The organism is Paenibacillus sinensis, assembly GCF_019904155.1.
Taxonomy (GTDB): Bacteria; Bacillota; Bacilli; order Paenibacillales; family Paenibacillaceae; genus Paenibacillus_AQ; species Paenibacillus_AQ sinensis.
This window is the reverse complement of the sequence record NZ_JAHCMB010000131.1, coordinates 1-25,978: the sequence shown is the minus strand read 5'-3', so window position 1 is coordinate 25,978 and position 25,978 is coordinate 1. Positions and strand designations below refer to the sequence as shown.

Sequence of the window (25,978 nt, the reverse complement as noted above, 5' to 3'; positions counted from 1 at the left end):
ATACAACATTGCTAAACTCTGCCCCTTTAGTTCCATGGTTTGTGGGAAATGATGAGGTGTCTTTGACAGTTTTATGCAAGAGTCTAAATTGTATATATTCCAGTTCCATAAGATCATCATAAAATGAGTCTTTCATGTATTCGTTATTAAATAGATCCTTTAACTTGTTGGAATACTCTAGTATCCGATTTTTATTAACAGCAAGTAGAGCGTTTCCGCCTATGTGGGCGATGGGATCAACCGCTGGCCGGCTGTGCACCGGCTAGATCGAGGGGTTGAGAGGGGCGAGTCTAATGACCATCTTTGAGGTTGAGTCGGATAAACCGGGAGCGTATCTGCATAATTTTGCCCATACGTTCGTCACATATTTGCTGTTGTTACTGGCGGGACTGGCTTTCTCAGTCGACTTCCTCATTATGATCGGCTTCATCTGGATGGTGCATATCGACATAGACCGAATGATGGGTTACGGATTGAAATACGAAACGGATCTTAAAGACATGCATATCCAAAGGTTATAAAACTCGCAAATCGAATGCCCCGCGCTTCGGCTACTATGGTGTTCTTTCTTACTTTATTGCAGGTAATCTCTTTGTCAAATACTTTTCCAGCTTTGACCTTGTTGCTGTGAGAGGCGTATAAATCATCACTCTCATATCAGGATCATTGGGGATTTGCAGGGTAATATGTTCAAACTCCAGGCGCCCCATGTCAGGATGCTCCACTTCTTTCAATCCTTCAAGAGAGCCGGGAGTTTCATGCTGCGGCCATAGCCGGTCAAATTCAGTACTTACTCGTTTAAGATCTTCAATTAATCCGGCAAACGACGAATCTTCAACGTAGCGGGCTGATGCCGTGTGGAATTCCGCAATCATTCCCGTAGCCTTTTGATCGAAATTTTTGAAGCGCCCCTTCCATACTGGGTCGGTGAAATACCGCCAGATTAAATTCAAATCATGGGGCGGGGATGCTGAGGAAATAGAGAAAATCTCATCTGCAGCATCATTCCAGGCCACAAAATCCCAGCGTCTTCCCAAAACATATGCAGGATTCGGATTTAGGTCATCCAGCATCCTTTGAAATGCTGACCCTATACTTTCTTCATGAGGAGACAAGTAAGGAGGAAGCGATTCTCCTGCAAGAAAAAAGAGATGGCGTCGTTCATTGGGACTGAGCCTGAGAGCCGCAGCTAGACTTTCCAACACTTGTACTGACGGACGGACATCACGTCCCTGCTCCAGCCACATGTACCAGGATGTGCCGATATTCGTCAGTTGGGCGACCTCTTCGCGACGCAATCCGGCTGTCCGGCGGCGCGTCCCAGTCGGCAATCCCACATCCGCAGGAGAAAGGTTGGACCTCCGTTTGCGCAAAAAATCACCGAGAGCCGAACGCCGCTCGCTATCGTTCATCTCGCCCCCTCCTTATCTATTACTCGGAAACCTATGATTAAGCAACCTCTCGTCAGAAATATATTAGAAAATTATACTCAATTGTAGAAAATGCTTCAACCCAGATTGAAGCCTTTCAAACCATTACCGATTTTAAAGGAGACAAGCCATGCAAACAACAACTCAGCAAAAAAATAACAATTCTGAGGGAATGCTTAGCAATAAGGTAGCTCTGGTTACAGGGGCAAGCCGCGGCATCGGGGCAGCGGCAGCCAAACTCTTCGCCGAAGAAGGAGCGTTGGTTACGCTCGTCGCAAGAACAGAAGCATCTCTGCGCTCTGGAGTAGAGGAAATTATCGCGAAAGGCGGTAAAGCTGACTACATTGTAGCCGATCTGGCCGATTCCGCCAGCATCGAACGGGCGGTTCAAACGACCGTTGAACGTCACGGTCGCCTGGATATAGCATTCAATAATGCTGGGGTTGCGACCCCCTTTTTGCCCATGACAGAGGTCAAAGAGGAGGATTTCGACCTTCTTCAAGCTGTAAATTACAAAGGAATCTGGGCAGCAATGAAGGCGGAAATCAAGGCTATGCTCGATACATCAGGTACCGGCGCCATTGTCAATAACAGCAGCGTGGGCAGCTTCAGAGGTAATCCGGGGTTGTCTGTCTACGGAGCTGCCAAACGAGCTGTTAATAGTCTGACCGAAACGGCTGCCATTGAATTCGGGCCTTCGGGTATCCGCGTAAACGCTATTGCACCTGGCACCACCATGACCGAGATGATCGAGGAATTAGTTGCTCAAGTTCCAGATATAATCGAAAAAAACAACTTATCGACGCCTCTTAGACGTCCTGCCGATCCTCATGAGATCGCGCAAGCGGCAGCCTGGCTACTGAGCGATCGCGCATCTTTCGTCACAGGCGTCGTTCTGCCGGTGGACGGTGGTGCAAGAGCGTAATCGCGAACAAAGGGAGTATCCCCAAGGGGCCATTGACCCGGGATACTCCTTCCGTATGTTATGAAAAGGTCCGAGAATGAATTCTTCCTTCAATTGCTGTTGTCACCACCTTCAATGGGATGAACGGATGATCATTGTTATCCCACTCCTTATGAAGACGATCCAGAAATTCCAGCATGAACTGATGCGGCTTCTCAGCCAGCTCACGGCCGCGTAGGCAGCGCGGTTAAGTAAAGACACGGCACATCAGTGGAATTGACGATGACCAAGGCAAAAACGGCTCTAGCGACTTCGGATCACGGAGATCTTCGAGCTGCGGCAATTTCTCGAAAAGATACATGAGGTACTTATACGGATGCACCATTTTCCTTCGCCGTCTCGATGATACTGCAAATCGCTGCACTGGTCTTTGCGCCTCTTGGAGTGTTAGCAAACAGCCAGTTTTTTCTCCCAATGACAAACGGCTTGATCGACCTCTCGCTTCGATTGTTATCGATCTCAAGCCTTCCGTCCTTCAGAAAAGCGATGAGCTTCTCCCACTGATTCAGACTGTAGGCGATTGCTTGTCCAACCAAACCTTTCTGCTCAATCGTTTGAATGGCCTCTACTTTGAATTCCTCTGTGTACGATCGAAAGACTTGTCCCTTTTTCGCCATACAAAAATCCCCTCCAAGTTTACTCATTCCCTCATGTTAAACACATAAGGTTTTTTACGAGTGTCTACTTGATGGGGATAATACCATTTAATAAGGATTGATTTCACGTGACAAAAGTTCGTTCCAAATAAGTGACAAGCTAAATTACAAACAGTGACAATCTGAATCACAACTCACAACAGTCCTAAGTTAGGTTAAATCCCCCGCTGCCTCATCGCCTCAAACAGCAGAATCGTCGCGGCCATTGCCGCATTGAGCGATTCGGCCCGGCCGCGCATCGGAATGATGATGCTCTTGTCGACCTGGGCGGCCGTCTCCGGCGAGATTCCCCGGCCTTCGCTGCCGATCAGCAGCCACTGGCTGCCGCAAAAATCATGGCTGTAGCAGGAATCCTCCCCCTGCAGCGAAGTGCTGACCAGCAGCGCCCCGCGCTCCCGCGCCTTTGGCAGCAGCTCCGCAAGATCTGCCTCCACTACCGGCAGATGGAACATCGAGCCCATCGTGGAGCGGATGGTCTTCGGATTGTACAGGTCGGCACAGCCCCGCCCGAGCACGACGCCGTCCGCGCCCGCCGCGTCCGCGCTGCGGATGATCGTGCCGACATTGCCTGGGTCCTGCACGCCATCCAGGACCACGACAAGGGCACCATGCACCAGCAGCGCCTCTTCCGCCGCGCTCTGCGCTTTGCGCACGACCGCGAATACGGGCTGCGGCGTGCCGGTGCTGCTGCATTTAGCGATGACGGCGGCCGAGACCGCCACCGTCTCCATGCCGGAGACGGCCTGAAGCAGCCCGTCCAGCTCGGCAGGCATGCCTTTTTCCAAATCATAGGCCAGTACCTCGACCTCCGCTTCCGCCAGCAGCGCCTCCTGAACGAGATGAATGCCTTCAACGATATATTTTCCCTGGCGGTCGCGATGCTTCTTCTCCTGCAGGGCCGCCCATTCTTTAACCCGCGCGTTCTGCGGGGACATAATTTCCATAGGGTCCAACCTTTCTTCTCTTCGCAGCTTATAAAAACCTTATGCACATATTCTGACACCAGCTCGCGCAGCGAGGTCTTCCCCGCCCCTATTGATACGCCAGCTCCAGCTTGGTCAAGCTGTCCTTGTGCCCCACAATTACGAGCACATCCCCTCCGGTAAGCCGGTCATCGGCATTGGGTGTAATGTTCATTTCATCACCGCGCCGGATGGCGATTACGTTACAGCGGTATTTCGCCCGGATGTCGAGCTCCTGCAGGTTCCGGCCGATCATCGCTGCCGCTGCTTTCATTTCCAGAATGCTGTAATCCGGCGAGAGCTCAATATACTCCAAAATATTCGGCGAAGCCAAGTGGTGGGCTACCCGGGTTCCCATATCCCGCTCCGGATAGATGACCTTGTCTGCTCCGATTTTGCTCAGCACCTTGCCGTGCAGCTCGCTCTTCGCCTTCACCAGAATAACGGGAACACCGAGATCCTTCAGGATCAGCGTTGTCAAAATACTGGATTGAATATCCTCTCCGATCGCCACGACAACGACGTCGAAATTGCGAATGCCGAGAGCCCGAAGCGCCTCCTCGTCCGTCGAATCCGCCGACACCGCATGCGTGACGATGGCTGAAATCTCCTGCACGCGCTGCTCGTCCGCATCGATCGCCAGCACGTCGTAGCCCATCCCGCTAAGCGCCCTGGCTATGCTTGACCCGAACCGGCCCATCCCGATGATGGCGTACTGCTTCTTGGCCATTCCTGCGCCCCCCCGTTGTCAACAATATCGGTAACAGTATAGCATACGGCCGGAGAAACTTGAATTTTCGACGCAGATTCCGGATATATTAAGGCAAGCTTAGTTGATTGATCCAGCGAAGCATAACCCATTCTCTTATCCAAAAAGGAGGCTGCCCCATGCCCGTCACACTCGATTTGCGACAGGCCATTATCCATAAGACCCACGGCCAGTCCGAGGACATCCTGCGGGAGATGATCGATGGCTCCGTCGACGGTCCGGAAACCGCCCTGCCAGGACTCGGCGTCCTGTTCGAAATGATCTGGAAGGATCTCGACCCCGCGAAGAAAGACAAGGTGATCGAAATGCTCCACGACCGGTTGGACAAGATTTCGCTTGGCTCGCTGACGACTGAGAGCTGATATGCAGACAGCGGGCTGCGGACCGCTGCGCGGCGCACTTGAAGTAACCCAGACATCGGAAGGATGCTCTGTGCAGTTGTATATCATATGTCAGACATCTTTTCTCACGCAGCAGATACAGCCGGACACAATCAGACATATCCGACATAGCTGACACGACTGACACAGCCCAAAAAAGCCTTTGCGAATGCGCCGCAGGAAGCGGCGCGAATCGCGAAGGCTTTGCTGTATTTCCCCATATTGATTAAACGCTGATCACACACTGATCAAATAGCGATTTACTGAACGAAATGGAGCCTGCTAGCCTGCTCCTCTTACGCCGTTCTCTCCGCCACCACGCCTCTTAGGGTGCGGTTTCGAGGAACTTAGCGCTCGGATTCTTCTCCATCGCCGTCCGCATGGCGTACTCATTCTCGAACAGGACGACGAAGTTGCCCTTTTTGTCCGTCACAAGCGTCGAGTTGATACGGAACTTGCTCGTATCAGGCTTATTCTCATCGATGATCCAGCGCGCGAACTGATACGGCATGCGCTGAAGCTGCACATCTACCCCGTATTCGCCCTTCATCCGGTACTCGAACACCTCGAACTGCAGCTGTCCCACGACGCCGAGAATAATATCGTCGAAGCTGACGGTCCGGAACACCTGAATCATGCCCTCTTCCGTCAGCTGGTCGATCCCCTTCTGGAACTGCTTCGATTTCAGCGCATTCTTGATGCTGACCTTGGCGAAGATTTCCGGAGAGAACGTCGGCAGCTCGTCGAATTCCACATCCCCCGCCTGGCTCAGCGAATCGCCAATCCGGAAAATGCCGGGATCGAACAGGCCGATTATATCCCCCGGATAAGCCTCCTCAACAATATCACGGTCCTGGGCGAGGAACTGCTGCGGCTGGGAGAGCTTGATGTCCTTCCCGGCCCGCACATGCTTCACGCTCATGCCCCGCTGGAACTTGCCGGACACAATCCGCAGGAAGGCGATCCGGTCGCGGTGCGCAGGGTTCATGTTGGCTTGAATCTTGAACACGTAACCAGTGAACTTCTCGTTCGTCGGTTCAACCACGCCCGCTGTGCTTCTGCGCGGCTCCGGCTTCGGCGCCAGCTGCAGGAAGTTCTCCAGGAACGTCTGCACGCCGAAGTTGTTGATCGCACTGCCGAAGAATACCGGCGTCAGCTCGCCGCGCAGCACCTTCTCGTAATCGAAGGGATCGCCCGCCACATCGAGCAGCTCCAAATCCTGGCACAGCTGGTCGTGCAAATATTCGCCCGCCATCTCACGGATAACCGGGTCTTTATAATCTTCCACCTTCTGCACCTTGATGACCGAATGGTCGTCGCCCTGGAACAGCTCAACCTGGCTCTTCATCCGGTCATATACGCCGCACAGCTCGCGTCCCGAGCCGATCGGCCAGTTCATCGGCACCGAACGGATGCCGAGCACCTGCTCCAGCTCTTCCATCAGCTCGAACGGGCTTCGTCCTTCGCGGTCGAGCTTATTGATGAAGGTGAAGATCGGAATGCCGCGCTTGGCGCATACCTGGAACAGCTTGATCGTCTGCGCCTCGACGCCCTTGGCGACGTCGATCAGCATGACCGCGCTGTCCGCAGCGGTCAGCGTCCGGTAGGTGTCCTCACTGAAGTCCTGGTGACCCGGTGTATCCAATATGTTGATCCGGTGTCCATTGTAATCGAACTGCATCACCGAGGAGGTAACGGAAATCCCGCGCTGCTTCTCGATCTCCATCCAGTCGCTTGTTGCGTGCTTGCTCGCCTTGCGGGCTTTGACCGTTCCGGCCAGCCGGATGGCGCCGCCGAACAGGAGCAGCTTCTCCGTAAGTGTCGTTTTACCTGCGTCAGGGTGAGAAATGATCGCAAACGTCCGGCGTTTGTCCACTTCCTGCTGCAGCTGTTGATCGGTTATTTGACTCATTGCACATATCCCTTCATATCTGTATTGTGAACCGTCCGGTAGGCTATCGGTTTACATTTCGGTCAAATCGGTGTGGCTTTCATTCTTCCGCGCTCCTTATCAAGCAAATCGGGCTTAGTCCCGGTCTATACCTGCGATATCAAAGCCCTGCTTGATAATCGGCAGCACGGGCATCCTTTAAATTATATCAAAATGGAGCATGCGTTATCTACCCAAAAGCCTGCCCCCTGAAAAAATATGTCCCTGCCCCAAATTACGTGCCACTCCCGGGGATAAACGCCTATCGAGGCCCCTTCATGAACACCCGGCGCTGAACAGCATCTGCTACAGAGCTTTGCCTTGAATAACCTTTTTGGATTCAAAATCTCACCCGTATGAGAGCAAAATCCCATTCACTGTCCTGCTCTTCCGCCCCCAGATCTCTCTGACTAATAGTGCCCTTCGCCAAATCCGTCCATGCAAAAAATCCCCCCGCCTTTCGGCAGAGGGACTATCAGATATAGCTATAAAAGATTCAGTCGATGTTCGGTTAGTCGTTAACCTTCCACACCACATTATCTTCCTCCTGGCCGTTCACCGGCCACCAGTGGAAGTCATCCTGGGCCAGCAGCTTGTCGGCTTCCTCCGGTCCCCAGGTTCCGGCCGGGTAGAAGGCCAGATCGCCGGCCTCTTCTCTCCAGGCTTTGGCGATATGGTCCACGAACGACCAGGCCGACGATACTTCGTCCCAGCGGGTGAAGTACGTGGAGTCGCCGCGCGCCGCATCGTGAAGGAGGCGCTCATAGGCTTCCGGCGAGTTGATTCCGACCATGCAGCTCTGGCAGAAATCCATCGCCAGCGGCTCGATATCCGATTCCGAGCCCGGCTTCTTGGCGTTGATCTTCACATAGATGCCTTCCATCGGATTTACGCGAATGACGAGCAGATTGGGCTCCAGATTATGCTTCTGTCCGAGATAGACGTTGGTCGGCATGCGTTTGAATTCCACAACGACCTCGGTGGTCTTCACCGGCAGGCGCTTGCCTGTGCGAATGTAGAACGGCACGCCGGCCCAGCGGAAGTTGTCCACGAACACACGGGCCGCAAAATAAGTCTCCGTGTTGGACTCCGGATTCACCTTGTCTTCCTCGCGGTATGCCGGAGCGTCCTTACCTTTGAACAGGCCCTGGGTATACTGACCGCGGACAACATTCGTGCGCACTTCTTCAGGTGTAGAGTAAGGCCGCAGCGAGCGCAGCACCTTCACCTTCTCGTCGCGGATGTCCTCCGCAAGCAGACGACTTGGCGGCTCCATCGCGATCATGGTGAGCAGCTGAAGCATATGGTTCTGAGCCATGTCGCGCAGCGCGCCCGCATGGTCATAGTAACCGCCGCGTTCCTCAACGCCTACGGTCTCGCCAAGAGTAATCTGGATGTTGGCAATATGCTGCTTGTTCCACAGCGGCTCGAAGAAGGCGTTGGCGAACCGGATCACTTCGATATTCTGAACCATTTCCTTGCCGAGGTAGTGGTCGATCCGGTAAATCTCTTCTTCCTTGAATACCTGGCGGATTTGCTCGTTCAGCTTCTGCGCCGATTCCAGATCGTAGCCGAACGGCTTCTCGATCACAAGACGGCTCCAGCCTTCCCCGTCCAGCATACCGCCTTCCTTCAGGTTGAACGATACGCTGCCGAACAGCTCGGGAGCAAGCGCGAGATAGAACAGCCGGTTGCCCGGAATGTGGAACCGTTCCTCCAGCGCCTCCGTCTGCGCTCTCAGCTCGCGGAAGCCGTCGATATTGTTGATATCGAGGGATTTATATTCGAAATGATCGACGAAACCGGCCCATTCCTGGTCATCAATAGCCTGGTAGCGGCTGAATTCAGCGATCGACTGCTTGATATCTTCCTTGAATTCGTCCGGTGTACGGGGACGCCGGGCCACGCCGATTACTGCAAAGTCTTCAGCCAGCTTCCCTTCGCGGTACAAGCTGTAAATCGCCGGAAAAAGCTTGCGCCGGGCCAAATCGCCGGTTGCGCCAAAAATAAAAAATACTGCGCCGGGTGCTTTCTGTGCGTCAAAGGTTTGATTTTCAGCCATGGCTCCTCATCTTTCTCTATGTAATATAGTTTATTGAAATCCATTCTCAGTCGTTAGCTAAACAAAAAGATATCACGACGTGATGTCATTTTATCATATTCCGAAAAAGGATGCCATTAGATTCCTGACAGATTACGTCGGGATTTCGTAAAATTCCATTAATCTTTCTTATGGATAGTTTTATTATGACTTATACGATGCAGAGCCCTGATTATGCCTGTAAAAAAACACAGCCTTCACGGGATCTGCCCCGGCGGCTGTGTCGGCTCTCAATATTCGATCGTGATTAACGGGAAGCCGATGGTCACCCGGTTGACATCCCGAATGCCGTCATGATGCACAGCAGCTTGCACTCCGAGCAGATGATCCCCGCTTCGGATGGAGCGTCCCAGCCCCGGCACCGAATACGACAAGCTGGCCGTAGCCGCATCGACGTAGCTCTCCTCCGCCTTCAGGCCGGGCAGCGCCGCTGCGATGCCGCGCTGCGCCAATGCCAGAGCGGACTGCGGATCTCCCTGTCCAGGGGCAGTGCCCTGCATCGACACATTCCAGTCCGCCATGATGCCCGCGCGTGCCAGCGCCGCACCGGCCGCATCCGCTCCCGCCCGGAAGGCGGCCTCTGTCGCCGCCAGATCGGCGGTCTCCAGCGTGACGATCACATAGCTGGAGCCGTCATCCAGCGCCGTCTCCAGCGTCTTGATCTGCACGCCGCCGCTCTCTCCTGCCGCCCGGTAAGCGGCATGTCCCTCCATATCCGCCGGAGCAGGATGCGAGAGCCCCAGGTCTTCCGCCAGCTTCGCGGTGGCGGACGCGCCTTCGGCCTGTGCGGTCTCCGTCTCGCCCTGCCACTTCAGCACGACCCGAACCTTCGATCCCGGTTCGGTCAACCGGTTGGCAATGACGGCCAGCCGGGTCAGCGTCTCCGCCGGTTCTCCGCTTCCGGCGCGCTGCACTTCTGCTCTGCGCTCCGCCCCGCTCGCCTCGGCTTCATTCCGCAATGAGCCGCCGAAGCCGGCAAGCGCCGCCGTGATAACGCAGCAGCAGGCCAGCAGCAGAATCACTCTTCCCCATCTTGCTGTAACTGTCATCCCGTATCTCTCCCTCACCGAATTCCATTCTAGCAATCTACTAGTCAGGATATCCGGTTTGGAAGATTTTATACGGTTGGATTATACGATTATACGGACCCGCTAGACAGTGCTACTCGGCCAGTCCGTTCTTGTAGGCGTAGATCGCCGCCTGCGTGCGGTCCTCGACGCCCAGCTTGGCCAGAATGTTCGTCACATGAAACTTCACCGTCTTGATACCGATAATGAGCTGGTCGGCAATGTCCTGATTGGATTTGCCCTGAGCCAGGAGCTTCAGCACTTCCATCTCACGGTCCGTCAGCTCCGCATGGGCCGGCGCTTCAATCCGCGCGTCGCTGCGGAACCGGTTCATCATCTTCGAGGCCACCTGGGAGACCAGAACAGACTGGCCGCGTGCGGCCGCCCGGATCGCGTCGGCTACCTCGTTCGCCCGTGAGGTCTTGAGCAGATAGCTGAATGCCCCGGCTTCGATAACCGGGTACATTTTTTCATCGTCCAGATAGCTGGTCAACACGATCACCTTGCACTCCGGATACAACTTCATGATCTGCCGGGTCGTCTCGATGCCATCCATGCCTTCCATCACCAGGTCCATCAGCACGACATCCGGCTTGTACTCCTGCGCCAGCCGGACACCTTCCTCGCCGCTTCCGGCCTCTCCGACCACCTCGATGCCATCCTCGGTTCCCAGGACCGCCGCCAGACCGATCCGCACCATCTCATGGTCGTCCACCAACAGCACCTTAATCGGCTCACCCGTTTCCATTGAAGCATTCCCTCCCAGAATTGAATTTTGTATCCGGCCTTTGCATCCGGTTGTCGCAGCCGCGAGTTCCGGCGGAACTCTTCCCTCGAATCCCCTCAAACGATTCTCATCCTCGCTGAAATGCCGGACTTGACGTTTGACCGGGAACTGGACGAAAGATTTCCGGCAGTCTCTGCGTTCGCACCGCCGAGCGCCCTTGCATGACGAATGTCTCCGCCCTTCTAGCCTTGTTCCGCTCCCGCAGCTTCCTGCGATTTCACATTCCCGTTCTCGGCAAGCAGCGGCACCATGATTTCAATGCGCGTGCCTTTGCCCGGCGCGGTTATGAATTGAATGGACCCTCCGGTCTCCGTGATCCGTTCCTGCATATTGGACAGGCCGTAGGAGGTCTGCTTCGACTCATCCATTTCAAAGCCAATCCCGTCGTCCCGGATGCTCATGCGGACCGTGTCGCCTCTGCGATGAACGCGGATTTCCATCTTCTCCGCCTTCGCATGCCGGAGCGTATTGGAGATCGCCTCCTGGACAATGCGGAACAAATGATTCTCCACGCCTTTAACGAGCTGAACACCAGGGTCCATTTCAAAATGAATATCCATCGGCACCTTAACCTTGAGCTCCTTGATTAATTCGCGGATGCCCTGTTCCAGACGCTTGCCATCCAGATAGACCGGGCGCAGATGCAGCAGAAGCGCTCTCATCTCCGACTGCGCAACAGCGGCCATCTCTTCGATCAGCGCGATTTGGCGCTGGGCTTTGTCGAAATCCTTCTCCAGCGTCCGCCCCACGGCCGTCGCCGTCATGGAGATGGCGAACAGCTGCTGGGAGACGGCGTCATGCAGCTCCCGCGCCAGACGCTGGCGCTCCTCCACGATGGCCGACACCCTTGCCTGCTCCGCAAGCTGGGCGTTGTTCGTGGAGAGACGCTGAAGCGTCGTGACCTGGTTCTCCCACTTGCCGCCGATGACATTAAGCTGCTCGGCGAGCCGGCCCAGCTCATCCTCGCCGAGCGACGGCATGGTGAGGGTGAGGTTTCCTTTTTCCCACATGAGCAGCGTTTCCCGCATCCGCTCCAGCCTGCGCTTGACCCGAAAGCTCTGGTAGAAGCTAAAGCCGATTCCCAAGCCAACCGGCAGCAGCAGCAGCGATGCGGTGCGCACGCCCAAATACCAGCTTGAGAATGGCTTTAAATATCCGTATGTATACAGGATATACAGAATAACCAGAAGCAGGACAAAGGAGAACAAAGCCCCTTCGCCCATGCTGCGCGACATGATGTTGGCGTTCTTTTTATCCACCTGAAGCTTCTCCTCCTTAATGCCACTACGGCAGTCTGACATCCAGATCTCCCATTAAATATGATACGCTGACCCTGATCCGCTGTTCACTTGTTTCGTAGTTCGGTGATTTCCAGCTCAGCCGGTTCATCATGCCCGTATCGCGGTGATTGCCGAATTCGATGGAGCCGAACAGCACAAACGCCTCAATCTCCACGCCGTAATTGTCCGCCAAGTGCAGATCCATATCGCCGAAGATGCCCTGAAACAGCATGATGGTCTCCTTGTCCTCCGCCATGGCCAGCGACAGATCCAGATCCGTCTCGCCAAGCACATGCCAGGCGCTGAGACTGTGCATAACCCAGGGCGACCGGTCCCAATTAAAGCTGGAGGAGAAGTTCTGCTTCTGCATATGGTTTCTGCCCTGCTGAAGCCCCTTCGATTTCACAAAGAATATTCCAAGGGAGATAAGGCAGATGCCCAGCACCAGCACCAGATGATCGAGCAGCAGCATGACCGCGCCGATTCCGAGCAGCGTGTAGCCCTGTTTGATTTTCCCCGACGTTGTCCGGTATATTCCCATCAGCAGAAACAGAAGGGCGGCAATGGAAAAAAAGCCGATCCATTTGCCGAATATCATCAGGCATCCGACCGCGATCAATCCCAAGGCAATGATTCGATTTCGCTTCTCCATTCCCGCACCTCCCTCGTATTATCATCCGGACAACCGGCTTATTTATACTTGCCGCTAAACGGAGGGAAAAGCCATGACGTGATGGAGATCCATCCGTATGGCTTTAACCTCGTTTCAGCATATCATAACCATCTCTTTTTATGAAGATAGATTCTTAGGTTCGTCCAGGAGACCGACGCTTACTCTTCCTTGCTCAGCGAAGGGCCGGGAGCGTCGTTCAGCTTCGCTTTCAGCGCATTCAGCTGTTCTTCCACCTTCAGTTGCTTCTCCGCATCGACCGGGCTGTAAGCAACCGGCGCTGTCGGATGGTACGGCGCCCGCAGCACATCGGCTTCTGCTTCGAGCTGCATAATCTTCTCTTCCATGCGGTGGAATCCGAGCGAAGCGCTGCCGCTCTCGATGCTGTGCACGCTGCTGATCTGCGACATCTGCTTCTTCGCCTTGGCCATCTGGGCACGGGAGACCAGCTCATTGCGCTTGTTGCGCAGCTTGTAGAATTCATCCTTCATGTCATGCAGCTGCTGAACCAGCTCTTTGGCGTGAACTTCAGCCTGTGCATGCAGATCGCTGTATTCGCCGAACTTCTGGTCGAAATAGATCTTCTCTTCCAGCAGCTTGCGGGCCACTTCCTCCTGGCCGTTCTTCAGAGCCAGCTCCGCCTGGGAAGCACGCTGTGCAGCCAGCTTCGCTGCTTCCTCCACGCGCTGCTTCATGCGGCGTTCGTTCGCCATCTGCTTCGCAACCGTCACTTCGGCTTCGTGAATTTCGGCCTCCATATCGCGGAGGTATTGGTTCAGCATAACAATCGGATCTTCCACCTTATCCAGCAGATCGTTGACAGATGCTTTGGTCATATCTTTAATTCTTTTGAAAACTCCCATGATTACTTAACTCCCTTCTCGTTCTCGTATTGGGCAAGCTTGCGCTTGAGTTCTTCGATTTCCTTCTGCATCGCTTTCTTCTCGATGTCCTTCATCATGTCATCCAGCCCGGAATCCTGGGCACCGTACGCGCCGGTCTTGCTGAATCCGGCATCCCGGGGGCCTGGCGCTTCATAAGGCCGGCGGCCGTGATGCGGGCCATGCGAGCCGTAAGGGCCGAATGGGCGCTGCGGGCCGCAGCCGCGGCGGGCATAGCCGTCGTCATGAGCTTTATGATACGGGCCGTAGCCTCCCTCCGTCGCTTCGGGACCGAACCCGAAGGGCGGGTAGTAAGGCGGAGCTTCTTTGGGGAAGATCAGGGCCGCGATCAGATAGACCGGAATCACGGCACCGCCTGTGAACGGGATGCTGATCAGCAGTAAAATCCGCAGCAGCGTGGAGTCGATGCCGATCGTCTCCGCCAATCCGCCGGTAAGCCCTGTAAGTACTTTATCGCGGGTAGAACGATACAACCTCGTCATTTCGCTACTCCTTTCCATCTTTGTTCAGCTTCTCCTTCAGCTTCGCAAGTTCCCTTTCCAGCACGGTAGCCACAGTCTCTCCGGCCTGTACCGCATACTCCTGTCCCATCCGCCGAAGATCGCTGAGGCTCTTGGCTTCCAGCTCCCAATCGGTAAGGCGGTCCTCAATGCGGCCGAATACTTTCGGAATATCGCTTCCGCCGTAAGCGGCGGCGCGCTGGTTCATTCGCTGCTGCAGCCGGAGTGTCTCCATCCGGGCCGCATAATATTGGCGCTTGCTGTATACTGTCTGGTATTCCAGCTTCAGTTCGCCAACCTGCTGTTCCAGCTCCATCAGTGACTGGCGGCTCTGCTCCAGCAGCGTACTGTACTGCTCCAGCTTCTCCTCGTAGATGATCTTCTCTTGGAGCGCCAGCTTCGCCAGATTGTCCTCTCCAGCCTTCAGCGCGAGCAGCGCCTGCTCTTCACGCTTGTTACGCATCGACGTTGCCTGATCTACCTGATGCTGAAGCTGCTTCGTATGATTCGCATACTGTTGATACAGCTTCTCGGCTTCGCCGATCTCCTCCCGGGTTGAATACAGAAACTGATCGATGAGCTTCACGGGATCTTGACTCTGCTCCAGCTTCTCATTCAAATTGGCTACCGTTATATCCCGCATTCGTCGAAAAACGCTCATAATTTGCCGTTCCCTCCCTGCCAGTATTGGATGATAGGCATCTCCCGATTAATAGTGGGAGCTCTTCTTGCCTTTAAGAACCGAAATTCCCCACACGACCAGCGCCAGACCCAGCAGCGGTCCGATCAGCCAGGATAGCTTCGCGATCAGGGACATCACGCCGATGAACAACACGATCCAGCCGATCAGCTTGCGTCCGCTTTTGATTCCATAATAACCAAGCACCACTAGGATCACCGGGAACAACAGTCTGAAAATACCGTGGATCAGCGGAAGCGCCATACCTAGCAGCATAATTGCTCCGATAGCGATCAGGATAACCGCGAGTCCGTTTCCTTTGTTCTGTCTCATTACTTCTCACCGCCTTTCGTTAACCTCTTCCTTATGTCCTTATTGTAGGATGAATCGCCGTTTCTCAAAACGGACCGGGGACGGTTTTTGGAACTGGACCTAAGTCGGGGCAGGCCTAAGACTGCCGGATGGCGTTACATTGGCCAGGCAGCAAGAGACGGGCACCCTCCATCAGGAGAATGCCCGTCCAATCCATTTATAAGCTCTTGAAATACCCGGCCAGCCTGCCCCGGTCAACCACGATTATACGGCGGTTCTGCCGCAGGATGAGCTCAAGGCTCTCCAGTTCCGTCAGCGCCCGGGAGACTGTCTCCCTGGAGCTTCCGAGCATGTCGGCCAAGTAACCGGCTGTAATATCCAGATCGATCAGTATGCCTTCCTGAGCCTCCACGCCATAGTCCTTGCACAGCTTCCACAGCTTGGCCGCAACCTTCTTCTCGATCTTCAGCGGGATCGTATTCTTGATCTGCCAATACAGCCTGCGGATCTTTTTGCCCATGGCGTTCATAAAGGCGGCGGTCAGCGCAAAATCGTGCTCCATCAATTGAAGCAGCCGATCGCGTTCTATAGCAAGTACCCGGCTGCGGTCAAAGGCCTCGCAGTTGATCGAAGCGTGGTTATGGTCGAAGATGATCTCGTTGATCAGCTCACCCTGGGAGAGCAGATAGATGACCCGCTTCTGGCCAAATTCGGTGTACCGGTAGACGGTGAGATTGCCCGAGAGCACAATATAAGCATGTGTGATTTTGTCTTTTTCGGAAAACAGCTGCTCGGTCTTGTTCAGCGGAATCACCTTGGAGCAACCAATGACCTCCTCCAACGTATCGCCGCGCACCGATTGAAGCAGCGCCAGACTCTTCAGTTCCCCGATCTCCGGCTTCATTCTTACCGCCCCGCTTTCATTTGCCCCGTTACTTTTTATACACATGAGGATAGATTACCCGATACCGCAAGTGTGGATCAATCCCCATTTACGGCTAATTCACCGGTCATCTTCCTTCTACAGACGAAAACAGACCTGTGGAACGCCTCTGCGGCGGTTCACAAGCCTGTCTGTCATTTACGATATCGGGAGGATACGAACTAATCTGCGGCTAGGTAATCAGGCTCCAGCCCCTTCTTTGGCTTCCAGTTTCTTGAGGGCCGTTTCTTCGTCTTCCACCACACCGAATTCGATCAGCAGCTGCTCGAGTTCGTCCATTTCGATAGGAGTCGGGATGGTCAGCATTTCATTGTGCAGAATCTTGTCGGCCAGTTGCTTGTATTCATTGGCCTGCGGATGCTCTGGATTATACTGTGTAACCGTCATTCTTCTCAGCTCGGCATGCTGTACGGCGTTGTCGCGAGGTACGAAGTGAATCATCTGCGTGTTCAGACGGCGAGCCAGCTCCGAGATCAGCTCGTCTTCACGGTCGGTCTTACGGGAGTTACAGATCAGGCCGCCCAGACGAACGCCGCCGCTGTGCGCGTATTTCAAGATACCGCGGGCANCGCCGCACACAACGTCACCCAGTACGTCGTAGGAGATGAAGTCCATGCCGTCGTAAGCGCCTTGCTCTTCCAGGAAGTTGATCGAAGTGATGATACCGCGTCCTGCACAGCCCACGCCAGGTTCCGGACCGCCGGATTCAACGCAGAGGATGCCGCCGAAACCGGTAGCTACTACGTCTTCGAGCTCGAGATCTTCAACCGAACCCATTTCAGCGGCCAGGTGAAGCACGGTTTGCTGAGCTTTCGTATTCAGAATCAGACGAGTGGAGTCAGCTTTCGGGTCACAGCCAACGATCATGATCTTCTGGCCGAAAGTGGTGGCCAGCTGAGCCAGCGTGTTTTGCGAAGTAGTGGATTTACCGATACCGCCTTTGCCGTAGAATGCGATTTGTCTCAGTTTCTTTGCCATGTGTATCACTCTCCATATTTTTTTCTATTTAAAATCCCAGGTCGCGATAAAATTCCAGGCTTTCCAGCAGCAGTTCCTCAATGTCGCCTCTGCCTGCCAAGCTTATAATTCCTCTCTTCAGCAGCTTGCTTCTTGGCGAATCGCCGATACCCGCACACTGGATAATCCGGCAGTCGCCTAACATCTCCGCTGTATCGTCGAAAATCTTCTTCTTGTCATCGGGACTCACGCAATCGGTTCGTCCGCTGCAGTATGCTTCCACACTTCGCTTCTCCAGAAACTCCGTCTCCTGCTCGGAAACGTTATAGACCCAGAACTCGGTGGCGTGCCCGAAGTGGACATTGACCTTGCCATCTCCCCGGGTTGCAACCGCGATGCGGACACGATCCGAAGCGGGTGACGGCGAGTTGGCTTCGACTGCGGCTTCTTTCTCTTCCATGGCAACACCTCCCAGCCAAAAAGGATTGTGCAATGAGCGTCAGTGGCAACTTAATGTAAGATTATATAACTTGAATGGGCATTTGGTTTTACTTGTTAGAGCCATATTAGTCTCCCAGTTCCAGGCCTGTCAATGACTCTAAAGCGCATCCAAGTCACATTGACAAATCGTTCAAAATTGGCGTCATGTTTATTAACACTTAACTACTGTAATGCGCTTTTATTCTATTGATGTAGCGGTTACATCTTTTGGTTTTTCACTCTGCTCCATTTCTCAATTGAAGAGATCGCAGACAGGTTGAGGACAAATTTCACCTTTTGTTAACAGTTTTAACGGACTGTATCCCCAACTCATACAGAAAACCGGCTCTCTTTAGATAGAGAACCGGTTCTGACTGTAATTCTAGAGGCCGAAATAAGCCTTATGCTACAGTCATTACGTTCAAGCATCTTCATTCAGTTTGAGCAGCGATGCTGGTCTATTGACCAGGCACATCCACCGCTTGAATGAGAACCGTGCGGTTTCGCCCTTCCGCCTTCGCCTGATACAAGGCATTGTCCGCCAGATGGAACAGCTCCGTGGGTACCGAAGCATGCAGCGGATAGATGGCTATGCCAATCGAGACGGTTACCGTATGATCGATCGGCATGGATGCCCGTTCCACCGCCAGCCGGATTTGCTCTGCTTTCAGATAGGCCTCATCACCATCCGCCCCCTGCAGCAGCACGACAAATTCCTCACCGCCGAATCGGGAGCTTAGGTCCTGCGGAGTTACTTCCTCTTGAATGGTCGCAGCCACCTGACGCAGCACCAAATCTCCCGCCTGATGTCCATAGGTGTCGTTAATGATTTTGAACCGGTCAATATCCAGAACAAGTATGGCAAAAGCGATATGCTGATCGGCCCAGCTCTGGATAGTATCCTCGAACGTTCTGCGGTTCGATAGCCCGGTCAGCATGTCCGTCTTCGCCTCCTGGCTTAACTGATCGTTCTGCCGCTGGAAATTCCGGAGAGCCCCCACTACCGTTCGAGTCAAAAGATCCGCTTCCCGGTTCCAATGGTCTCTCCTTTCGGGCAGCTCCACGCCGCCCTCTTCAAACTGCTGGACCAGATTAGCCAGGACCACGAATGGTTTGGCCAGCTGATGGGCCGCCCAGACCACAATAAGGATCAGCACCAGCAAGGGAATCGATGTGTAGAGAAGCAATAGCTTGACATGATGGTATAACTGGTCGTAGATGATCTGAGTAGGCGAAACTACGACAAGCCCCCAGTTCGTGGAGGGAATCTTGGCATACCCCGCCAGCAGATCCACTCCACTCAAATTAATATACTGCCCCTTTCCCTCATGATTCTTCATCAACTGCTGGACGACAGAAACGGCACTGATGTCCACTCCGATTCTTGCCTTGTCGGGATGATACAACAAGCGCCCTTTGGAATCCACGATATAGAAATAGGAGGTTCCATCCTTTTTAATTTGGCTGCCAAAAATCTGGTTCAGGATATTCTTGTCCTGCAGATAGACCGTTCCCCCAATCAGGCCTCTATACTCTCCATTCCGGTCAAAAATGGGCTCACTGACCAATATGATTCTTCGTTTGGTTTTCGGAGTCGTGTACACTTCAGAAATAAATGGCTTCCTGGACTTGAGAGCGGTCAAGCCTTCCTCTGAAGTTATGTAGGAACCGGCTGTCCCTATGGATTTTGGGGATACGCTGCGGATTAAGCCCGTCTGGTCCGCTACCATAAGGGAGTTAAAGTAGCTGCTGCTGTTCCGGACAAGCTCTAATCGGAATTCAAGCTCATCATCTCCTATGGAGCCCCCCGACTGGCCTATCGTATCAGCCGCATAGCTCAGGCTGGATTGCATGGATTCGAACAGCGAGTCCATCGTCTGGCTCATCTGAACCGCCGTGGAATAATTGAGTGCCAGCGTATTGTTCATCAGAGACTGTTTCTGGGTCTGCGTAGATGAGATAATGGCGATGGTAAGCGTCAGCAGCAGCGAAAGACTGACGAAGCCGATCAATACAGCGGACAGGCTCACCCTTTTTCTCTTCTGATGTGAATGACTTTGCGAAATCATGGTAGTGTCTCCTCTGAACCTGATATATGTATCAGCATTTTGCATAACTCGATGCTCATATACCTACATTAATCGACTGTATGGTTTGAAGTTGTGAGATGCAAGCATCTGGGAAGGAGCTGCTGGTGGCGTATTGTCGGTAGGCAAAACAAGAAAAAGCCCTGTACCCCCTTCAGAATGTACAGGACATGTTACCAGTTATTAGCTTATTGATCCCGCTCTTCTTCTGGCTGCGCTCCGCTATACGCGATATCCCGGGTGACATCTGCGCTGCGATCATCCGCCCACCCCTTGGCATGGCGGGATTGAATGATCTCCGTAAGCATCTCAATCCGTTTGTTCAAAGCCTGACAGATCGCCTCGCACCGGGCCTCATCCACAAATACCGAATCGCGAAACACCGCTCTGACCTCTTCTTCTATGCCATGCAAAGCCGACAAGTCGAGCCAGTCAAACGACGTGACCAGTTTGATTTGTTCGCCATGCGTCTGCTTGAACGGCTTACAGTTTGTGCATAAGTGTATAGGATTTGTTCCAGTCGTCCGGCATATGATTCCCCCGTTCGTGATTCCTACCTTATTTCTATTATAGCAATCCCTTCAAGGCTTCATAGGAACAATTCAAAAATATAGTTACTTTTGAACCGGAATCATGATCTCTACATTACAGACATCAGAGGCTTCATTCCACTCAATATACTTTTCAATGGTAGGCAGGTCTAGCTGGCGGTATTCGCTGTGTGGCATGAACTCTCCATAAATGCGCTTCCATGTTTGGCCAAAAACACCACTGGAAATTGTGCCTTTTGCAGCGAAGACCAACCAGACCGCTTCGGGGTATTGATAATAATCAAACCCGAGAATATCTTCGCCGTCATACTCGACGCCACACATATAGTCGTTGTTTCCTTCGGAGTCAAATCCAAAACACAACCCCAGATCGCATTTATGTTCGGCTATCTCTTCCATCTTTTCACGAGTACCATCAGATTTGACAGTTCCCCAAGTGCCGCCGCCGGAAGGCGTTGTACGCCGAATTCCGAGAACGCGGAAGACATTCCTATCAACAACTCTGTAATCCATCTCCTGTACCCCCGTTATCATAAGTGTGAAGGTCAGGCGAGCATAGAATTTAAGATTGGCCTCTGGTCTGCGTGCTTCCTGCGGCGTGATCCCATGCATGCGCTTGAATGCCGCAGCAAAAGCATCCGCCGAATCATAACCGTATTTAACCGCGATATCCAAAATACGCTGATGTGTGTGTTGAAGATCATATGCAGCACAAGACAGTCTTCTTCGCCGCAAATATTCAGACAGCTGTATTCCGGTAATCGGAGCAAAAGAACGCTGAAACACAGAGTAAGGACATGCCATAATCCGGCTTATCTCATCAGGATTGATGTCATCACATAAATGAGCTTCCAAATAGTCGATGGCATGATTCATCCGATCAACCCATTCCATTGCCACCCCTCCTTCCAAAATAAGCATACTTGAATATCGTCCGGTACATCCTTTTTTCAGCGAGCAAGTTCAATTGGGTAGCTCACCTTTTTATCAATATTGTACCATAGGCAAGGTCCGCGCCAAGGCGGCATCTCTTTCTTGAGGCGCTGCCTGTATTTTTATCGCAAAGCACCTACTTATCTGAAGTATTTGACTTTGACTTTGACGTTAGGTCAACTGATATAATAGCGATAAAATAGCGCGGAGGACATGGTTATGGACTTAATGAAAATTACCGAGGTGACGGAAAAATTCGGGATATCCTCAAGGACACTAAGATATTACGAACAGGTAGGTTTGCTGCAAAGCGAACGCCCGGCTTTTGAGAAATACCGCTTCTATGACAGCGACAACATCAACCGACTGAGGCAGATTCTGGTGCTGCGGAAAATGCAAATTCCGATCAAGGATATTCTGCGGATTTATGAAAGTCTGGACATGGCCATACTGGTGCAGAGCTTTGTCAAACGCATTGAGGAAATCGACGATGAAATTAATGCCCTCTCCCAGCTTAAAACGTATGTCAGCGACTTTTTAACCGCCATGACCGCACACGGAATTACGCAAATTTCGGCCTTGCCCCTGCTCTACGACAAGGTGGAAGCAGAGCTGTTGTCCAATGAAAAACAGGATTTATCCATGGAAACTCTGAATACGCTTTCAGAAAGACTGGCAAAACCGCTGGATATGGATATTGTGGCTTTGCCTCCGATGCTCGCGGCGACTTCTATGCGGTCGGATAACGGAATTTCGGACATAGACGGCTTTTGGGACTGGCTTTCCGCTAATCAAATTCCTTTTGGCAAACCGGGAAGCCGAACTTTATTCGAGTATCAGCATGGGGATGACGTTATCTTTATGAATAGGTTAGACGAGCTTGTTGAGAATTGCCCGTTTGTGTGCACGGAATTCTCCGGCGGCTTGTTTGCGGTCTCTTCTGCCTTTGCAGATGAAGATTTGGGAGCTTTACAGTACAGAATGCTGCAGGGCTTCGACGATAACCCAAACTATGAAGTGGATTTTCTGCACAACGGAGATTTACGCCACGCAACCCTTATTGAATCCGTATTTTCCCCGGATAGCAAGCGAGAACGGGTGAACATTTACCTTTCAGTCAAGCAGCGCAAACCGATTTTTTCGGATTATGATGATTTTGAGAAAGCTTACGGTATCTCCGTAGAGGAAATTGCAGAAGCCAATCCGGTTTTACGTGAATATGACGTAGATTTCCATAAAATCACGCCCATTTACTATCCGCACTATCAGGTTTTGGAGAATGGTGAAGCAGAATTTATCGCCTGGATTTCCGAAAGAAAGCTTGATACGAACGTAGCCGTAAGGCTGCCCTTTCGCATTGATATTGAATTTTTGGCAGATGAGAACAGTGAGGAATACCTTTGGGGAACTACCGAGGGCAGCCTGTGGTTTTCACACGGAAACTGTACATACACTATAAACGCGGAGAACTATGCCGACAAAGCCCAGAAAAAACACGCCATTTCCTTTCACCAGCCTGTACTGGGCAATGAACTTCTGTATCCCGATATCGGCAATTACCCCCACGGCCAATATAATAAGCTTACATGGATTGTCGGCAAAAGGCATTTTGCCGTTATTTTAAACGATGAGGTTCGTTTTTGCGGAGTAAAGTTCACTTATATGGATATGGATTTACATCTGGAAACACCTCAGAGAGTTATAATCGGCACAAACGGACAAGGGAAAAAGCTGTTCCGCTCCATCAAAATTTCGCAGCTGAAAACCTCACCTAAAACAAATATAAAGCAAGGCGTATTAAGCATAAATGTCAAGCGAAGCAATAATACACTACCGAATTTAAGGCAAATCGTCCATCCTGAATATGGCGAAAACTACTGGTTCAACGGCTGTGCGGCTTATTTGATGGAATGCCTGGGCCAAAAGGAATTTGACTACTGGTTTTTTGCAGGGATAACAGGCGAGAATTTTGCACAGATTTTCTCAAACAATCATTTCAGAGGAAACGGTGTGGTAGATTACCTGCTCAGCGAAAAGGATAACCACCATTCTATTGAGCAGATTTTTGAAAAAGCCGGTTATAGCAGCACTTTTGTTCCGCTGAAGCAGATCTTGGGCAACCGGGACATGTATGTGCAGATGCTGATGGCGTATATCGATAAGGGCCTGCCCGTTATTATCAATGATTACGGCAGCAATCCGCATAACCGTTTTGGCTGGAGTGTGCTTGTCGGCTATGGAGATTACGGCAAAACCCTGCTCTATATGGGCGGCGACGGAACAGAACCCGATTCGATTTTTTTGGTGGATTTACTGCCACAAGGCTGTAAGGCACAGGGTGAGCATTGCTATGGCTGGCTGTTTATCGGGGACAAACAGGAAAGCAAAGACCTGGCTGAAGTTTACCGCGAGAGGATTTTATCTTTGCCGAAACTGCTCACCTTTGAAACCGACAACTACTGTTTTGGTGTAAAAGCATTTCGTACATGGGCCACAAGCATTGATGAAGGCTTTTTTGAGCAGATACGGCCGGAAGCCTTTGAATATTGGGAGATGCATGCGGCTTACGTGTGCTGTCTTGCTACCAACAGCAGTGTCAGCAAGAGCTTTTTGGAGAAGGCGCTGGTGCTGAATCCCGGCCTAACCTTTATCCAAGATATAATTATGCTGTATGAGCAAATGGAACGATATTGGAACAATGACAACGGGACGGATTTAGAGGCTTTGGGCGGCGGATTCAATGTGACGCTGGATGCCCTGCAGGATAAGGAAAGACGCATGAAAATTGCGGATAAGCTGAGAAGCTTTGCAGATTGTATAGACGAGATTGTGTCAGTAATTGACCAATTCAAGGCTAAGAATCCACATTCCAAACAATGAATCCAGGAGGTTTATTATGAAGTTCAGAATCATTTCTTTGCCGCCATTCAAGGCGGTAGCATCAGAGGCAGACAAGGAATTTGATTTTTCTTCTACAGGAAAATTAGGCAAATTCGATGCGTTTTTCTCCACGATTACACCAAAACCCCATGAAAGTTTTATGCCAAGAGATTTTCTCTATTATGATGAGCAGCAAGAGGGTATGGTCTGGATTTGGGCATTAACAGAGAGCGGCGAAACCGGCGGTTTTGATACACTGGATTTTGAGGGCGGCTATTATCTTACTTTTGCTTATAGAGATGGCGATGACGAAGCCCGTGACAAGCTGTATCAGGAGGCATTGCATGATATTGAGCAATCCGGAATATTTGCCCTTGATATTCGCGCAAACCATTATTCTATGGGACACATTTTCACACCGCCCGATATTATAAAAGCACAAGGTTGGGCACAGATGGAGGCATTTATTCCTGTAAGGCTCTCCTGATACCGGTCTAGAGATTCCGGTCCGATAAGGCTCTGGAGACGCACTTTGCTCACCAGCGTCAAAGAACTCCCTTTAGCATACATATGTGATGTATATCAAAGGGAGTTCTTGTATAAAATTCATAGTTGCACTTCAAAGACTTAGCCTGTTTGTTCCATCCAATTAAGAATAACATGCAAAGCCAGTCCAACATTGCCAATCTGGCAGTGAGTATCAGATGTTTCATGAGGAGTAAACACTCTTGCCGATAGCAATCGAACATTTGTTAGCGTCAAAATTTGATCTGCAAGCTGTTGGATTGGCACGTAATGATCGTTTTGCCCTACAAGCAACAAGACATCCTGAGTTACTAAATGAGAGAAATGACTCGTGCTGTAGGCCTTCGTGCCATTAAGGAAATCATAAGGGGTTTTGCTTCCTGTAACATGCATTCCTTGAGCAAGACCCCATTCCAGCATTAAACTTTTCTTCATCAATTGAGTTAAGGTATCATTTACAGTTTGCGAATCTCCTTCATCGATCAGGGCTTTAAGCTTGTCCCGGAAAAATGGAGGGATTTGCCGCGTTACCACTTCATAAAAATCAGATAATATATCATAGGCAACTGCTTTTTTTACTCTTGGTTCATAAGCAGCTGCTCTCAACACCAAATCGCCGCCTAAAGAGAGGCCTATAAGGGTTACATTTTCAACCTTGAAATAGTCAAGCAAGCTTTTAACTGGTTTTTCCCATTCATGTGTCATTGGAATATTGTAATCTTCCAAGACACTGCCTTGTCCTGGACCTTCAAAGATAATAACATCATATCCAGCATCTCTGAATACCAAAGACATTCGAAAAAGCTCTTCGATGTAACTGTCGAAACCTCCAAATAAAACCAACGTCTTATTCCGGTTTTCTGCCGAAAGACGATAAGCGGAAAGATAGCCTCTTTCATAGGGAATTAAATAGTGCTGATCTTCTGTAATACCATAAGCTTCCCTGGAGAGTTGAATAAACTGATGGCGTAAATTTTGCTTGAGTGAATTTGATTGTGGAATAAAAAACTCAGCGCCTCTGAAATAAAAGGCTGCACGCAACTTTGCATCTTTTTTCAAAGACTCGTTTCCAAGTTCTATAAACCGCTTAATTAATGTTTCATAGTTGAGGGCAGTTTTACCTACTTCCCTCATTTCTTCAAGCAAGACATTATCATTTGTCCAGTTATAGAATACATTCATATGGAAGTTGACGCTTGCATCAGGATGCAGTTCATAGAATCCTACCGGAAA

General features: G+C 51.6%; 24 protein-coding genes and 2 pseudogenes. 5 read left to right on the top strand and 21 right to left on the bottom strand.

Annotated features, from left to right (window positions below):
* Positions 1-320: 320 nt before the first annotated feature.
* Positions 321-521, top strand: a pseudogene (locus tag KIH86_RS15525) (DUF4260 family protein); the annotation flags it as partial.
* A gap of 48 nt (positions 522-569) precedes the next feature.
* Here the strand turns inward: KIH86_RS15525 and KIH86_RS15520 are convergent.
* Entirely contained in the window at positions 570-1,412 is an 843-nt protein-coding gene (locus KIH86_RS15520; RefSeq protein ID WP_223081011.1) for a helix-turn-helix transcriptional regulator, read from the bottom strand.
* Positions 1,413-1,560: 148 nt separating this feature from the next.
* Here KIH86_RS15520 and KIH86_RS15515 point away from each other — a divergent pair, with 148 nt between their 5' ends.
* The gene (locus KIH86_RS15515; protein ID WP_235775438.1) at positions 1,561-2,355 is read left to right on the top strand and encodes an SDR family NAD(P)-dependent oxidoreductase; all 795 of its coding nucleotides are present in this window, start codon (positions 1,561-1,563) and stop codon (positions 2,353-2,355) included.
* Between the two features lie 226 nt (positions 2,356-2,581).
* On the opposite strand, the pseudogene KIH86_RS15510 reads toward KIH86_RS15515, so the two are convergent.
* The 3 genes and pseudogenes from KIH86_RS15510 to KIH86_RS15500 form a co-directional block, all read right to left on the bottom strand.
* A pseudogene (locus KIH86_RS15510) lies at positions 2,582-2,936 on the bottom strand (IS66 family transposase); the annotation flags it as partial.
* A 269-nt stretch (positions 2,937-3,205) separates the two neighbouring features.
* Positions 3,206-3,994 carry a TrmH family RNA methyltransferase gene (locus KIH86_RS15505; RefSeq protein ID WP_223081010.1) on the bottom strand — a complete coding sequence of 263 codons (789 nt, stop codon included), beginning with the start codon at positions 3,992-3,994 and terminating at the stop codon, positions 3,206-3,208.
* A gap of 88 nt (positions 3,995-4,082) precedes the next feature.
* On the bottom strand, positions 4,083-4,742 hold the full coding sequence (locus tag KIH86_RS15500; RefSeq protein ID WP_223081009.1) for a potassium channel family protein: 660 nt from the start codon (positions 4,740-4,742) through the stop codon (positions 4,083-4,085).
* A gap of 158 nt (positions 4,743-4,900) precedes the next feature.
* Between KIH86_RS15500 and KIH86_RS15495 the strand changes: the two genes are divergently transcribed.
* A complete protein-coding gene (locus tag KIH86_RS15495) occupies positions 4,901-5,143 on the top strand; it encodes a small acid-soluble spore protein SspI (protein WP_223081008.1) in 243 nt (80 codons plus the stop codon).
* Between the two features lie 343 nt (positions 5,144-5,486).
* On the opposite strand, the gene KIH86_RS15490 is transcribed toward KIH86_RS15495, so the two are convergent.
* The 16 genes from KIH86_RS15490 to KIH86_RS15415 form a co-directional block, all read right to left on the bottom strand.
* The gene (locus KIH86_RS15490) at positions 5,487-7,073 is read right to left on the bottom strand and encodes a peptide chain release factor 3 (RefSeq protein WP_223081007.1); all 1,587 of its coding nucleotides are present in this window, start codon (positions 7,071-7,073) and stop codon (positions 5,487-5,489) included.
* 529 nt (positions 7,074-7,602) lie between these two features.
* Complete coding sequence (zwf, locus tag KIH86_RS15485; RefSeq protein ID WP_223081006.1) at positions 7,603-9,153, bottom strand: glucose-6-phosphate dehydrogenase; 1,551 nt, start codon at positions 9,151-9,153, stop codon at positions 7,603-7,605.
* A 269-nt stretch (positions 9,154-9,422) separates the two neighbouring features.
* Positions 9,423-10,241, bottom strand: coding sequence for a YwmB family TATA-box binding protein (locus KIH86_RS15480; protein WP_223081005.1), 819 nt, complete (start codon positions 10,239-10,241; stop codon positions 9,423-9,425).
* Positions 10,242-10,353: 112 nt separating this feature from the next.
* Positions 10,354-11,007: a response regulator gene (locus tag KIH86_RS15475; protein WP_223081004.1), complete on the bottom strand. Its 654-nt coding sequence runs from the start codon at positions 11,005-11,007 to the stop codon at positions 10,354-10,356.
* 221 nt (positions 11,008-11,228) lie between these two features.
* A complete protein-coding gene (locus KIH86_RS15470) occupies positions 11,229-12,281 on the bottom strand; it encodes a sensor histidine kinase (protein ID WP_407672287.1) in 1,053 nt (350 codons plus the stop codon).
* A gap of 49 nt (positions 12,282-12,330) precedes the next feature.
* The gene (liaF, locus tag KIH86_RS15465) at positions 12,331-12,978 is read right to left on the bottom strand and encodes a cell wall-active antibiotics response protein LiaF (RefSeq protein WP_223081002.1); all 648 of its coding nucleotides are present in this window, start codon (positions 12,976-12,978) and stop codon (positions 12,331-12,333) included.
* A 179-nt stretch (positions 12,979-13,157) separates the two neighbouring features.
* Positions 13,158-13,859 (bottom strand): PspA/IM30 family protein, encoded by a 702-nt coding sequence (locus KIH86_RS15460; protein ID WP_223081001.1) that lies wholly within the window; start codon positions 13,857-13,859, stop codon positions 13,158-13,160.
* Positions 13,860-13,861: 2 nt separating this feature from the next.
* Positions 13,862-14,380: a PspC domain-containing protein gene (locus KIH86_RS15455; protein WP_223081000.1), complete on the bottom strand. Its 519-nt coding sequence runs from the start codon at positions 14,378-14,380 to the stop codon at positions 13,862-13,864.
* A gap of 4 nt (positions 14,381-14,384) precedes the next feature.
* Positions 14,385-15,059, bottom strand: a complete 675-nt coding sequence (locus tag KIH86_RS15450) for a PspA/IM30 family protein (RefSeq protein ID WP_038698651.1) — start codon at positions 15,057-15,059, stop codon at positions 14,385-14,387.
* Positions 15,060-15,107: 48 nt separating this feature from the next.
* Positions 15,108-15,410 (bottom strand): LiaF transmembrane domain-containing protein, encoded by a 303-nt coding sequence (locus tag KIH86_RS15445; RefSeq protein ID WP_223080999.1) that lies wholly within the window; start codon positions 15,408-15,410, stop codon positions 15,108-15,110.
* A gap of 196 nt (positions 15,411-15,606) precedes the next feature.
* Positions 15,607-16,293 carry a Crp/Fnr family transcriptional regulator gene (locus KIH86_RS15440; RefSeq protein ID WP_223080998.1) on the bottom strand — a complete coding sequence of 229 codons (687 nt, stop codon included), beginning with the start codon at positions 16,291-16,293 and terminating at the stop codon, positions 15,607-15,609.
* Between the two features lie 219 nt (positions 16,294-16,512).
* Positions 16,513-17,310 (bottom strand): nucleotide-binding protein, encoded by a 798-nt coding sequence (locus KIH86_RS15435; protein WP_235775437.1) that lies wholly within the window; start codon positions 17,308-17,310, stop codon positions 16,513-16,515.
* A gap of 28 nt (positions 17,311-17,338) precedes the next feature.
* A complete protein-coding gene (locus tag KIH86_RS15430; protein ID WP_223080997.1) occupies positions 17,339-17,749 on the bottom strand; it encodes a NifB/NifX family molybdenum-iron cluster-binding protein in 411 nt (136 codons plus the stop codon).
* Between the two features lie 478 nt (positions 17,750-18,227).
* A complete protein-coding gene (locus tag KIH86_RS15425) occupies positions 18,228-19,838 on the bottom strand; it encodes a sensor domain-containing diguanylate cyclase (RefSeq protein ID WP_223080996.1) in 1,611 nt (536 codons plus the stop codon).
* Between the two features lie 206 nt (positions 19,839-20,044).
* On the bottom strand, positions 20,045-20,239 hold the full coding sequence (locus KIH86_RS15420; protein WP_223080995.1) for a hypothetical protein: 195 nt from the start codon (positions 20,237-20,239) through the stop codon (positions 20,045-20,047).
* 231 nt (positions 20,240-20,470) lie between these two features.
* Complete coding sequence (locus KIH86_RS15415; protein ID WP_223080994.1) at positions 20,471-21,301, bottom strand: AraC family transcriptional regulator; 831 nt, start codon at positions 21,299-21,301, stop codon at positions 20,471-20,473.
* A 258-nt stretch (positions 21,302-21,559) separates the two neighbouring features.
* Here KIH86_RS15415 and KIH86_RS15410 point away from each other — a divergent pair, with 258 nt between their 5' ends.
* Together KIH86_RS15410 and KIH86_RS15405 are read left to right on the top strand one after the other, a co-directional pair.
* On the top strand, positions 21,560-24,220 hold the full coding sequence (locus KIH86_RS15410; protein WP_223080993.1) for a MerR family transcriptional regulator: 2,661 nt from the start codon (positions 21,560-21,562) through the stop codon (positions 24,218-24,220).
* Positions 24,221-24,236: 16 nt separating this feature from the next.
* Positions 24,237-24,707, top strand: a complete 471-nt coding sequence (locus KIH86_RS15405) for a hypothetical protein (RefSeq protein WP_223080992.1) — start codon at positions 24,237-24,239, stop codon at positions 24,705-24,707.
* Positions 24,708-24,847: 140 nt separating this feature from the next.
* Here KIH86_RS15405 and KIH86_RS15400 read toward each other — a convergent pair.
* Positions 24,848-25,978, bottom strand: a 1,131-nt coding sequence (locus KIH86_RS15400) for an alpha/beta fold hydrolase (RefSeq protein ID WP_223110543.1), incomplete at its 5' end; no start/stop codon positions are given.